The 12,558-nt window shown below is 69.9% G+C and carries 10 protein-coding genes and 1 pseudogene; 5 read left to right on the top strand and 6 right to left on the bottom strand.

Going from position 1 to position 12,558, the window contains the following annotated elements; translation table 11 throughout:
- From ACT6S0_RS22960 to ACT6S0_RS22950, 3 genes are all read left to right on the top strand, one after another.
- Nucleotides 1-1,085: AAA family ATPase (locus ACT6S0_RS22960; RefSeq protein ID WP_444766080.1), on the top strand; the 1,085-nt coding region annotated here is incomplete at its 5' end.
- A gap of 102 nt (nt 1,086-1,187) precedes the next feature.
- Nucleotides 1,188-2,258, top strand: a complete 1,071-nt coding sequence (locus tag ACT6S0_RS22955) for a hypothetical protein (protein ID WP_444766079.1) — start codon at nt 1,188-1,190, stop codon at nt 2,256-2,258.
- A 290-nt stretch (nt 2,259-2,548) separates the two neighbouring features.
- The gene (locus ACT6S0_RS22950) at nt 2,549-3,946 is read left to right on the top strand and encodes a pectate lyase family protein (RefSeq protein ID WP_444766078.1); all 1,398 of its coding nucleotides are present in this window, start codon (nt 2,549-2,551) and stop codon (nt 3,944-3,946) included.
- Nucleotides 3,947-4,073: 127 nt separating this feature from the next.
- On the opposite strand, the gene ACT6S0_RS22945 is transcribed toward ACT6S0_RS22950, so the two are convergent.
- Both ACT6S0_RS22945 and ACT6S0_RS22940 read right to left on the bottom strand, forming a co-directional pair.
- Nucleotides 4,074-4,445, bottom strand: coding sequence for a VOC family protein (locus ACT6S0_RS22945; RefSeq protein ID WP_444766077.1), 372 nt, complete (start codon nt 4,443-4,445; stop codon nt 4,074-4,076).
- 65 nt (nt 4,446-4,510) lie between these two features.
- Nucleotides 4,511-8,035, bottom strand: coding sequence for a Dyp-type peroxidase (locus tag ACT6S0_RS22940; RefSeq protein WP_444766076.1), 3,525 nt, complete (start codon nt 8,033-8,035; stop codon nt 4,511-4,513).
- A gap of 198 nt (nt 8,036-8,233) precedes the next feature.
- Between ACT6S0_RS22940 and ACT6S0_RS22935 the strand changes: the two genes are divergently transcribed.
- On the top strand, nt 8,234-8,515 hold the full coding sequence (locus ACT6S0_RS22935) for a hypothetical protein (RefSeq protein WP_444766075.1): 282 nt from the start codon (nt 8,234-8,236) through the stop codon (nt 8,513-8,515).
- Here ACT6S0_RS22935 and ACT6S0_RS22930 read toward each other — a convergent pair.
- Nucleotides 8,512-10,473, bottom strand: coding sequence for a RecQ family ATP-dependent DNA helicase (locus tag ACT6S0_RS22930; protein WP_444766074.1), 1,962 nt, complete (start codon nt 10,471-10,473; stop codon nt 8,512-8,514). The genes ACT6S0_RS22935 and ACT6S0_RS22930 overlap by 4 nt on opposite strands.
- A gap of 29 nt (nt 10,474-10,502) precedes the next feature.
- On the opposite strand from ACT6S0_RS22930, the gene ACT6S0_RS22925 reads away from it, so the two are divergent.
- Nucleotides 10,503-10,988 (top strand): cupin domain-containing protein, encoded by a 486-nt coding sequence (locus tag ACT6S0_RS22925; protein ID WP_444766073.1) that lies wholly within the window; start codon nt 10,503-10,505, stop codon nt 10,986-10,988.
- Between the two features lie 12 nt (nt 10,989-11,000).
- Here ACT6S0_RS22925 and ACT6S0_RS22920 read toward each other — a convergent pair whose 3' ends face one another.
- The 3 genes and pseudogenes from ACT6S0_RS22920 to ACT6S0_RS22910 form a co-directional block, all read right to left on the bottom strand.
- A complete protein-coding gene (locus ACT6S0_RS22920; protein WP_444766072.1) occupies nt 11,001-11,729 on the bottom strand; it encodes a DUF6445 family protein in 729 nt (242 codons plus the stop codon).
- Nucleotides 11,730-11,875: 146 nt separating this feature from the next.
- Entirely contained in the window at nt 11,876-12,097 is a 222-nt protein-coding gene (locus tag ACT6S0_RS22915) for a SlyX family protein (RefSeq protein ID WP_444766071.1), read from the bottom strand.
- Nucleotides 12,098-12,101: 4 nt separating this feature from the next.
- Nucleotides 12,102-12,558: pseudogene (locus ACT6S0_RS22910) on the bottom strand (hypothetical protein); the annotation flags it as partial.

Raw genomic sequence — 12,558 nt, 5'->3', positions numbered from 1 at the left:
GGCTGGGCCTGCGCGCCGGGGCGGGCGTGGGCAAGACCCGGCTCACCGAGGAGTTCCTGCGCCATGCTCAGGATCAGGCGGATCAGGCCATCCAGATCCACCGTGGCTATTGCGAGAGTTATCTCAGCGCCGAGCCGCTGCAGCCCTTCGTGCAGATGCTGCGCGCGCTCGACGGCCTGCACGATGCGCCGCCCGAGCTTTTCGCGGCGCAGAACAGCGCACCGGCCCAGCGCGCGGATGCGCTGCTGGCCCTGCTGTTGGCGCTGGCCCGGCGCACACCGCAGCTGGTGTGCATCGACGACCTGCAATGGGCCGACGACGCCTCGTTGCGCCTGCTGCACCGGCTGCGCGCCATGGCCGAGCGCGAGGGCCTGCCGCTGCTGTTGCTCAGCGCCAGCCGGCCGGCGTCCAATCCCGCCGCGCTGCCGGGCGCCAACGACGGCGACGCCGACATCCTGGAGCTGCCGCCGTTGACAGAGACCGAGGCCGCCCGCGCCGTGCAGCAACTGCTGCCGCAGACAGACCCCTTCATCGCCTCGGAGGTGCAGCGCCACGCCGGCGGCAACCCGCTCTTCATCGAGGAGCTCTGCCATGCCGCGGCCGACCATGGCGGCGGCCTGGTCGAAGGCCAGAGCAGCGCGGCCTGGCTGGCCGCCCTGGTGGAGTCCCGCGTCGGCCGCCTGCCGCCCGAGCAGGCCTGGCTGGTGCGCGTGGCCGCCGTCGTCGGCAACGTCATCCCGGTGTGGCTACTGCAGGCACTGACCGGCTGCGGCGAACAGCATCCCGCCGTGCAGGCACTGGCCGCACAGGACTTCATCTTCCCGGACCAACGCCCCGGGCTGCTGCGCTTCAAGCACGGCATCACACGCGATGTCGTCTACGAAGCCACCGGCCTGCACGAGCGCCAGGCCCTGCACCGGCAGATCAGCATCGCGTTGAGCGCGCGCGGCGGTGCCGAAGGCCAGCTGCACGAGCAACTGGCCTACCACGACGCCGCGGCCAACGACTGGCCCGCGGCCGCGCGCCACGCCGAGGCCGCAGGCGACCAGGCGCTGGCCGCGTCGGCGCTGGATCGCGCCAAGTAGCAGTTCCGCGCCGCGCTGGCCGCGCTGGAGTTCCTGCCCGATGGCGACGACCAGGGCCGCGAACGGCGGCGGCGCTGGGTCGGCATCGCGCAGCGCCTGGGCATGGCCTGCGTGTTCGACGCCTCGCAGGACGACCTGCGCGTGCTCAGGCACGCCGCCAGCCTGGCGCGCGACGACGGCGAGCCCGGTCTGGTCGCCCGCACCGAGTACTGGCTGTCCTATGTTGGCTACGCGCTGGGCGAGACGCGCGACAGCCTGCGCCACGCGCGGGCCGCCGTCGAGACCGCCCAAGAATGCGGCGACCACGCGCTGCTGGCCCAGTTGCCCGGCACCGTCGGCCAGCTGCAGGCCGCCGCCGCCGACTACGCCAACGCCCTGCCGATGCTGGACCTGGCCATCGCCCGCCAGCGCGCCCGTGCCAGCAAGAGCGCGGCCAACCGGATCGGCCTGTCGTATTCGCTGTGCTGTCGCGCCTATGTGCTGGGCGACCAGGGCCATTTCGAGCCGGCGCATGAGGTTTTCGCCGAGGCCCTGGCGCCCTTCGAAGGCAGCGGCCACGCCGTGGAAGCCAGCATCCAGGGCTGGCGCGCGGCCGTGCTGCTGTGGCAGGGCCGCTGGCCCGAGGCGCGCGAGGCGGCCACCGTGGCCCACCGTGTGGGCGCGCAGGTGCGCAGCATGTTCACCTGCGCCATGGGCCACGCGGCCGGCGCTTACGGCGCCTGGATGGAAGAGGCCGACCCGGCGGCGCGGCAGCACATCCTCGACGCCACCGCCTGGCTGGCGCCGCGCGGAGGCGGCCTGTACAGCAGCTTCAACCACGGCTGGCTGGCCGACATCCTGTCCACCCAGGGCGATGCGGGCGCGGCCCGCCTCCATGTGGCGTTGGCGCTCAAGCGCGGCCGCCAGCACGACTGGATCGGCGGCGCGATGGCTTACCGCGCCGCGGCCCGGCTGGCCGCGCGCGTGGGCGACACCGCCCGCGCCAAGCGCTACCTCGGCCTCGCGCGTGGTGCCGGCGAGCAGCGCAACTCGCTCCACGAAGCCGCCGTCACCGCGCTGCTGGAAGCCGAACTGCGGCTGGATGACAGCTGGCCAGCGGCGCGCGACCGCGCGCATCGCGAGTTCGAGCGGCTGGGCATGAGGGGGTTTCTGGAGCGGACACGACAGCTCTGAAGCGCCGAGCTTGCGCCTCGGCGTCGCAGCCATCGGCCTCGCGAAACTACGTATCCATAAATACAGAACGTTGTTTCATAGTGGGCCGCGATGCGCGGCGATGCCCGCGCCGACCTGACGTCGCCGCGCCCATGCGCGCGGATCGACCGGTAGCGACCTGACGTCGGCACTGGTTTCCTCCCCCGCCATCAAGCCGTCTCGGCCGCGCGCTCCCTGCCCGCCGACGACAGGCGGCTGCGCGCGCCCGGACGGATACCGCGCTGCCATACACAACGACAGGAGACAGTCCCATGACGATCACCAAGAAGATGACCCCGCCGCCGCTGCCCGGCGTTCGCTCCGCCGGCACCGCCATGTCGCTGCTCCTGGCCGCTTCGGCCGCGCAGGCCGTGGACTGGCCATCGGGCTATTCCAAATGCGCCGACCAGGGCGAGACCTGCAAGGTCGGCACCAGCACGCGCGCCGTGTCCTTCGGCATCAAGGACAAGTGGGTCATCAAGAACCTCAGCGGCGACATCGCCTGCACGGTGGCCACCTTCGGCTCCGACCCCAACCCCGGCATCGCGAAGAAATGTGCGGTCGGCCCCGTGGCGTCGCCGGCGCCGACACCGGCTCCAACCCCTGCGCCTACCCCGGCCCCCACGCCCGCCCCAACGCCCACACCCGCCCCGGCCGGCCACAGCGGTGGCTATGCCGGCACGGTGACAGGCGGCGGCAGCAAGACACCGGTCACCGTCAGCACCGCAGCGGCCATGCAGGCGGCGCTCAACGCCTATGACGGCAGCTCCGGCATGGTGCTGCGCTACACGGGCACGTTCGACTTCGGGTCCATCACCGACTCCTGCGCGCAATGGCAAAAGCCGGCTGGCGCCATCGTCGAGATCAAGAACAAGAACAACATCACCATCGAAGGCGCCAACGGCTCGTCGGCCAACTTCGGCCTGGCCATCAAGGCGGCGGCGCAGAACATCATCATCCGCAACATGACCATCGGCCTGCTGCCCGGCTCCATCGACGCCATCGGCATCGAAGGCCAGAGCGGCGGCACGCCGGGCTATATCTGGATCGACCACAACACGCTGTTCAGCAGCCTGAAGGAATGCAGCGGCGCGGGCGACCTGGAGTTCGACGGCCTCATCGACAGCAAGGCCGGCGCCCACCACATCACCTACTCGTACAACTACATCCACGACCACCAGAAGGTCGGCCTCATCGGCAGCAGCGACAGCGACGCCAGCGACCGCTTCATCACCTTCCACCACAACTACTACAAGGACGTGAGCGCGCGCCTGCCGCTGCAGCGCGGCGGCTACACCCACCTCTACAACAACCTCTACAGCGGCGTGAAGACCTCGGGCGCCAACATCCGCATGGGCGGCTACTCGCTGATCGAGGGCAACTGGTTCGAGAACGCGCAGAACCCGGTCACCTCGCGCGACAGCTCGTCCATCGGCTACTGGCAGCTGCGCAGCAACAACATCACGAGCCCGGCCGACTTCGGGACTTATGGCATCACCTGGGTGGCCAGCGGCTCCTCGCCGTCGCGGGATGCGACGGATTGGGTCACGACCGCCAACTTCCCGCTCGGCATTCCCTACAGCTACACGCTGCAGGCGCCGTCATGCGTGAAGCAGAAGCTGCCGGCGGCGGCGGGCGCGGGGAAGAACTTCGCGAAGGTCAGCTGCTGACGACGTGGACGGCCGGTGCCGCGCTTCGCTTGCGTCACCGGCCTCGTCGACCCCAACGTTGAACACCGCGAGACGTTGGTGTGCGCTGCGCTTACCCCGTTAACCGAACTACGCCGTCGGCAGGCCGCTATGCCGCCGGCTGCTCGACAAGCTGGAGTTCGTTGCCGGCCGGGTCGGCGAAAGTTGCCAACGTGCCGCCCCATGCCTGGCGCTCGGGTTCGCCCGAGAAGGCCGCCCCCCGCGAGAGAAGCTCCGCATAGCTGGCGCGGATGTCATGGACGGTGAACGACAGGCCGGTGAACCGCCCGACAAGCAAGCGCTCCTCATCGGGCGCGTCGTCCGGCACGGACTCGACGACGAGCGCCATTGCGCCGGCACCAAAGACACAGTAGCCCGAGCGCTCCCCGTCAACCTCGAGCGGCAGGCCGAGCAAGTTCGCATAGAAGAACTTGGCCAAGGAGATGTCCTTGACGAAAACGCGAGCCGTGTTCAGTTTCATGGCATTCACTCCAATGCTTATTCCAGTTGCGCTCAGCGCCATTCAAAAGAGCGGCTGGCCGAACATCACTCCACCCCCATCGCCACCACCGTCGGCGCCCCGGTGAAGCGCATCACCCCCGCGTCCAGCACCGCCGCAATCACACCCAGCATGACGCCCATGCCCATGCCATAGCCCGAGCAGGCGTGGGGCGGCGGGCCCTGGGGGTCGTGGCGGTCGCCGCCGAAGGCGACGTGGTGGCGCAGCGGGTCCTGCTGGGTGGCCGAGCCCAGGCCGACGATGACGACGCGGCCGGGCTCCACATCCACCTGACCCAGCCGATGCGCCACGCGGGCCTTGCGCCAGATCTGGAAGGGCGTGGGGCGCTGGTTGAGCGTGGCGATCAGCGCCGGGCGCAGTCGGGCGACGGCCTCGGCGTAGGGGGGCGGGGCAGCCTGAGTCTGCGGCGCCACCTCGTTCCACTGCGGCTGCAGCTCCCACAGCTTGCGCGTCTGCACCCAGGCGGCCAGCACGGTGACCAGGTTGGCATGCGTGGTGGGCGGGAAGCCCAGCATGATGCCGGCCAGGGTGCGCGCGGGCAGGTCAGGCGTGGCGTCGGGCAGCGCCTTGGCGGCCGCGACGATCTTCTGGGCCAGCGGGGGCAGCACGCTGCCGGGCTCGGCCAGCCAGGCCTCGACCGCCGCCGTGAAGCGGCGACCGGCGGCGCGGCCCTCAGCCTTGACGGCGTCGGTCGGGTGGGGCCCGAACACATGGCGTGACACCTTGAAGAGGTCACGCGGGCAGCGTGGCGCAACGCCGTGGGGGTTGGCCTCGGCATGGAACTCGGTGCCCCAGATGTGACGCCCGTCCGGCTGGCCGAACCACATCTTGCACAGCGCGGCCAGCACGCCTTCGCTGAGGCGCTCGAAGTCCAGCGGCGTGTCGGTCGGCAGGTCGGCGGGCTTCTGGCTGGCGGGGAAGGTCTCCAGCAGGGCGCGCGCCTCTTTCTTCAGCTGCATCAGGCCCGCCGTGGCGACCTGGTAAGCGGTGGCATAGCACTGGGCTTCGCCATAGGCCTCGATGGCGGCATTGATGGCCGGGGCCAGGTCGAGATGGCCGCTGTCGTCGTCCTGGCCCAGGTAGCCCAGGCCGATGGAGTCGTGCATGCGCTCGCCATAGCCGCTCACCGAGTAGCGGTCGGGGTCGTTGCGCAGCACCTCACAGACGCGCTCGGCCGCACCGACCAGCACGCCGTAGGCCGTGTCCACCACGCCGCCGGGCTGGGCGCGCACCCAGGCCCAGGCGGCGTCGCGGGTGGTGGTGTCTTCCAGCCAGAGCTGCATGGCGGCCTTGTCCTGCAGGTCGGGCGTCTTCTCGGGCACGGGAGTCGCGGGCGGCAATGGCAGGGGCAGCTCGACAAGGCCGGGCAGGCCCTTCAGCGCGGCGATGGAGGGCACGAAGAAGTAGGCACCCCATTGCAGCGTGACGAAGGGCTCGGGGCCGAGGTCGATCTCATACGGCTTGCCACCGTGCTCGAAGGGGAAGAGGCGCGGGCCGGCGCTGCCGTCGACCACCGCCAGCAGCGGGTCGGCCTGGCCCGAGTAGCCGCCGCTCGCGTTGCCACCGGCGATCCAGCGCTGCACGACCTCGAACTGCTCGGCCAGGTGGGCGTTGTAGGCCATGAAGACGAGGCCGCGGTCCTGGTCGTCGGGCGCATCGGCATGCACCGGCGCGCCGTAGCTCATGCCCCGGCGCAGGATGCGCGGCATGCGGTTCTTGGCGAAGGCAGCGTCGTCCTCCAGGTCGCGCGGGTTGGCGCGGCGGATGTGCGCGTGAAAGGGGCAGGCTGAACCCTGCGCGTCCTTGGCGTAGTTGAAGTCGTTGGTCGTGCCCGGCGCGTCGGGCGCGGATACCGGGCGGCCATCGCGGTAGCGGCCCATCAGCTTGGCGAGCACGAGGTCGTGGTCCAGGCCGATCTTCTTGGCTTCCTGGTAGGTGCGCTTGGCAAAGCGGCCGGTGTACTGGCGCAGTTTGCGCACGACGAGGAAGGTGCTGCGGTCCAGCAGCGCGTCGGCCTTCTCGGGCACGGCGTGGCCCTTGTCGCGCTCGGTCGGAAAGCCCTGCAGGATCTCGCCGGTCTTGACCGTGTCGCTCCAGGCCGCGCCCGGCGTGGCGGGCGCCAGCGTGGGCTGGCTGATGCCATCCCTGTAGCCAAAGTGCTCCTTGTCGGCGGCGTTGCTGCGCATGGGCTCGGTGGCCATCAACGCCAGGCCGGTGTTGACGGTCAGCGCCTCGGCCAGCTCCTTCAGGCGCTGGCCGTCGGCCGCCGTGAAGGCCTCGCCCGGCTCGGCGGCCGGGAAGCGCAGCTGCACCAGCACATGGGCGTTGGCCGGGTCGAAGCGGTCGATGCCGTTGATGTGGCGGACCAAGGCCCAATGCGTCGGGTGGTTGTGGCGCACGTCGCCCAGCAGGCCGGCGCGTGCGGCCATGCCTTCCTTGAAGGCCTGCGGGAAGCGCTCCAGCCGCGAGGCCGGCACGCCCAGCGCCTTCAAGCCGGCCAGCGTCAGCGCCACCTGGCGCCAGACGCCCGGCTGAGTCGGGTCATCGTCATCGCGATTGACGGGCGCCGTGCTGAGCCAGGCCACGGCCTGTGTGGGTTGGGCCACGCGCAGCAGCACCAGTCCGCCGCGGTTGCCAGGCGGCTTGGTCAGGATGCAGGCCTGCAGGTCGCCCGGCTTGAGCGACAGCACGCGCGCCTTGACCTCGGGTTCGACCAGCGGGCGCTCGAACCATTCGAGCATCTCGTGGTGGCGCTGGCGCAACTGGCCGCCGGGGGTCTTGCCGCCGTCCTTGGGGAATTGCTGGGCGGTGCCGAGCTCCGTCAGCTCGAACAGCACGTCACGCGTTGCGCGGCGCAGGCAGTCGCGGTCGGGCGCGGTGTCGCCGAAGTAGCGCTGCAACGAGAACAGGCCCGCCAGCGGCACCAGGCCGCGCGCGGTCATCGCGAAGCGCTCCTTGTCGCCGGTGGGCAGCGGCGGCACGTCGCCCGAAGCCGGCGCGCGCAGGCGGTTGAATGCCAGCTCGCTGGCGCGGCCGCGCTGTGCGGCCTCCAGCTTTGCGAGGTATTCGGCGTCGCTGACGGTGCGGCCGGATTCGATGAACAGAAAGTCGGCCGAGATCTCATGCTCGCGCACCCATCGCGCATAGGTCTCGAAGCTGCACTGGCAGGAGAGCTGGTAGCCCTCGGTGTGGCAGAGCATCAGGTCCAGCGTGCTGCCGAGCTGGTCCCAGATGACGCGCATGTAGGGCTCCCAGCCGCCGTCGAAATTGACCGACAGCAGCAACCGGTCGGGGGCGCCGTCCTCGCCGTCGACGATGCTCCAGCGGAAGGAGTGGACGATGCGCCAGCGGGCGACGATGTCGGTGTAGGGCGATGCCGGTGCGCTGGATTCGCGCGAGCCCAGGCGCAGGCCGTTGAGGGTCTTCAGCACGCGGCGCAGCCGCTCGACATAGGTGATGACCTCCAGCCCGTCGACAAAGCCGCGCTTGATGTCGGCGAGCAGATTGAGGTCGGTGATGCCGCCGAGTTGGACGTCGTTGCCGCGTGCCATGTTCTCTCCCTAGGTTTGAGTCGGGAAGTATCCGGTTGCGGACGAGCCTCGGCGTCAGTGACGTCCCTCAGGTTTGACGACGAGGCTTATCGCCGCCAACTGCAACTCATCCGCCAAAACAGGCGACCTATCGCAAACCCTAGGACGCGACACCTCGTCGCCAAGACACTGGCGGCCATAGACAGAGAGGAACACGCCATGAACCGCATCAGCACCACCACCGCCCACACCACCCGCCTGCAAGCCGTCAGCGCTTTTGCCCTGGTCGGCCTGATGGCCCTGACCGGCGCAGCCTGGATGACCATCACGGTGCCCGCTGAGGACGTGGTGCAGCTGGAGCGGGTCGTCATCAGCGGCGTGAGCACGCCGCAGGCAACGGATGGCGTCAAGCAGCTCCCGCGCGTCGTCGTCGTGGGCCGCCGGGATGCGGCTGCCGATGGCGCCCAGGTGGCCAGCGCGGATGGGACGGCGGTTCGCTAACGGCCGAGTACTCTGAGGATCTCGCGGCCATAGGCCTCGAGCTTCTTGGCGCCGACGCCGCTGATCTCGCCCAGCTCCGTCAGGTCGCCCGGCACGACGCGCGCCATCTCGGCCAGCGTCGTGTTCTGGAAGATCACATAGGCCGGCAGGCCATGCTCCTTGGCCACCTCGGAGCGCCAGGCCTTGAGCGCCTCGAAGCGCTCGTGGCCTTCGGCATCCAGGCCCAGCGCCGGGTCGACCTTGGGTTTCGCACCGCCTCGTGAAGCCTTGCCGCGCGGCTTCTTCTCCTCGGCCTCGCGCAGCCGCAACTCCACCTCGCCCTTGAGCACCGCCCGGGCGCTGTCCTGCAGAGCCAGGGTGTTGAACTCGCCCTCGGCGGCCACATGGCCCAGCGAGATCAGCTGGCGCAGCACGGCGCGCCACTGCTGCTCGGACAGGTCGGCCCCGCAGGCCCAGGTGGACAGCCTGTCGTGGCCGTATTGCTGGGTCTTGTCGGTGGCCTTGCCGCGCAGCACGTCGATGAGATGGCCCGCGCCGAAACGCTCGCCGCGCTGGTGGAAGCGGTAGATGCAGCTCAGCAGCTTGCGCGCGGCCTCGGTGCCGTCCCAGGTCTGCGGCGGATTCAGGCAGTTGTCGCAATTCCAGCACCTGTAGGCCCCCACGTCGCTACGCTCGGACCCCCCGAGGGGGCTCGCCCCGCCTTGGGGCGGCCCGGCGGCGGGTCGGGCGGTGATGTCTTCGCCGAAATAACTCAACAAGCGCACGCGCCGGCAGTCGGTCGCCTCGGCCAGCGCCAGCAGTGCGTCCAGCTTGCCGCGCTGGCCCTGCTTGAAGACCTCGTCGGCCGGGCTGTCGTCGATCATGCGGCGCTGGTTGACGACGTCGGCCAGGCCATAGGTCATCCAGGCCTGGGCCGGGGCGCCGTCGCGGCCGGCGCGGCCGGTCTCCTGGTAGTAGCTCTCGATGTTCTTGGGCAGGTCCAGGTGGGCCACGAAGCGCACGTCGGGCTTGTCGATGCCCATGCCGAAGGCGATGGTGGCGACCATGACCAGGCCCTCCTCGCGCAGGAAGCGATCCTGGTGGCGGCGGCGCACGTCGGCGTCCAGGCCGGCGTGGTAGGGCAGGGCCTTGATGCCTTCGCTGTCCAGCCACACCGCCGTCTCATCCACTCGTCTGCGGCTCTGGCAGTAGACGATGCCCGCCTCACCCTCGTGCTCGTCGCGGATGTAGCGCAGCAACTGCTCGCGCGGCGAGGCGCTCTTCTCGGCGATCAGGTAGCGGATGTTGGGCCGGTCGAAGCTGCTGATGAAGACGCGCGCGTCCTGCAGCTGAAGCCGCTCGATGATGTCGGCACGCGTCAGGTCATCAGCCGTGGCGGTCAGCGCAATGCGCGGCACCTCGGGGAAGCGCTCGTGCAGCAGGCTGAGCTGCAGGTACTCCGAGCGGAAGTCGTGCCCCCACTGGCTGACGCAATGCGCCTCGTCGATGGCGAACATCGACAGCAGGCCGCGCTCGTGCAGGCTGGCGAGCTGGGCCAGGAAGCGCGGCGTGGTCAGCCGCTCGGGCGCGGCATACAGCAGTGTGAGCCGCCCGCTCATCATCTCGCGCTCGATGCGACTGGCCTCCTCGCCGGTCTGGCTGCTGTTGAGGAAGGCCGCATGCACGCCGGCCTCTTCCAGCGCGCCGACCTGGTCGTGCATCAGCGCGATCAAGGGGCTCACGACGATGGCCACGCCCTGCTGGCGCGTGTGCCGCACGATGGCCGGCACCTGGTAGCACAGGCTCTTGCCGCCGCCGGTGGGCATCAGTACCAGCGCATCGCCGCCGGCGGCCACATGCTCGACGATGTCGCCCTGCTGGCCGCGGAAGGCCGCGTAGCCGAAGACTGCTGACAGGACCTGGTGGGCAGCGGATTGCAGGTCGGCGGTGGGGCTTGGAAGATGCAGGGGCGGATTCATTCGACCGCGATTGTCCCCGGAGACTCTGCATGCCCACACCCGCCGAACTGCGCGAGCGCCTGATCCGCAATTTCAACGACGCCCCGCGCGAGCGCTTCGTCCGCGCGCCGCATTACGACACCGAGATGGCGTCGATGTCCGAGGGCACCGCCGCCGTCAAGCTCGGCGCCGGCTTCGACATCGTCGCGCCCGGGCAGATGAGCTGCCCCTACCACTTCCACTACGCGCAGGAGGAGATGTTTGTCATCCTGCAGGGCCAGGGCACGCTGCGCGTGGCCGGCGAACACGTGCCGATCCAGGCCGGCGACGTCATCAGCATCCCGGCCGGACCCGACTATCCGCACCACATCATCAACACCTCCAGCGCGCCGCTGCACTACCTGTCCATCAGCACCAGGGAGAGGCCCGAGGTCTGCGAATACCCGGACTCGGGCAAGGTCGGCATCTTCACGCCCGGGCTGCGCTTGCTGCAAAAGCGCGAGGCGGGGCTGGACTATTGGGACGGGGAGCCGTGAACGCGGAGCCGCTCACACCGCTGCGCGCTTGCACGTGTAGAACCCGTTCAGCGTCAGCCGGCCGCGCAGCACGTCGGCGTTGATGCGCGCGGGCTCGTCCACGTCGGGGGCGTGGAAAAGTTCGCCGTCGTAGAAGATGGCGCGGTTCCAGGCCGCGAGGACGCGTGCCACCCGCTCGAAATGCGAGTTGCTGTCGGTCATGTAGCCCGGTTGCACGCCATGGCGTGCGCTGAAGGTCGCGGCGTCCATCACCTCGCTGTCGGCCAGCATGCGGTCGATCGCGGCCGGATCTCGCAGCGGGCGATAGAAGCTCGTGCCGCCCAGCGCAGGCTGATCAAACAAATACAGCACGCTGGCCGCGAACAGAAAGTGCGGGCCAGCCGATACGCGGTCGCGGTGGCACTGCCAGAGCAAAGGCTTCAGCGCCTCGGGAGGCGTGCTCAGCACCGACAGTCGCGTGCCGTGTTGCAGCGTGCGGCGACCCCCGAGAGGCGCACGTGCGTGTTGCGCGAAGAACTCGGCCATCCCCTCAGCCATCGCCGTCGGCGCATCGAGCACCAAGCCCGGATACGGAAAGTTCGGCGGCTGGAAGGCCTGCTTGGCCGCCCATTGGCGGACACCCTCCGGGTTGGCCAGGGCGTCGTCCGCCACCACGCACCGGCCACCATGCGGCAGCGGCACCACGCGCAAGCGCGGCTCCGGGTTGAAGAATCGACCCTCGGCATCCAGCCACTCTGCCATCACGGCGCATCCCCCTGACTCGTTGTGTCATCGATCATAGAAGTCGGCGAGAGCGGATCCCGACCGGCAGAACGACATGCCTGCCGAACGCGTTCAGTGTTCTGGCGTGAGCTGCAGGCCCGCGCAGGTCCGGCTCGCGATGCCACTCAGTAGTGCGGCGGCAGTTCGTCGCGCAGGCTGCCCACGGCGCCGGGCTCGGCCATTGCGGCGCGGTTGCGCAGCTCGACGAGTTCGCGCACCAGTCGGTCGATCTGCTCCTGCTGGCGCACGACGACCTGGTTGAGCTGCTCGACCGTGTCTTCGGCAAAGCTGGCCTTGATCTCCAGGTCGGTGATGCGTTGTTCGAGGGCTTGCAGGGTCGTGTCCATGGCGCTATTGGGCCAGAAGCTGGAATTCGACCCGCGCCCACTGCCCCAACCCATCCATGACTGTCAGCCGATGCGCGCCGGCTCGTTCGACGCGCAGCGTCTGCGCCGCCGAAGCAACGGTGCTGGCTGCCATCCACTGTCCGTCGAGCAGCCACGTCGCGCCCTGCTGCGCGCCGATGGCCTGCAGCTTCAGTACGACCTCGCGCTGGCCGGGCGCCGGGCGCAGCACCGTCCCCGGCTCCAGGCCGACGACGCGCAACTGGTTGGCCACGGGTCGCTGGCCGGCGCAGTCGGCGCGCCAGTTCAGGCGCTCCAGCGGATGGCGTTGTTCAGCATCGAGGAAGGGCCCGAGCAGCGCCGGCCAACGCACGGCCTCATGGCGCACCGCCGCCGGCTCACAGCCCGGCTGCACGCGCTGGCCCGCCGCCACCCACACCGCCTCGACCAGCCCGCCCGGACGC

The organism is Roseateles sp., assembly GCF_052436255.1.
Taxonomy (GTDB): domain Bacteria; phylum Pseudomonadota; class Gammaproteobacteria; order Burkholderiales; family Burkholderiaceae_C; genus Pelomonas.
This window is presented reverse-complemented; position numbering and strand designations above follow the sequence as displayed.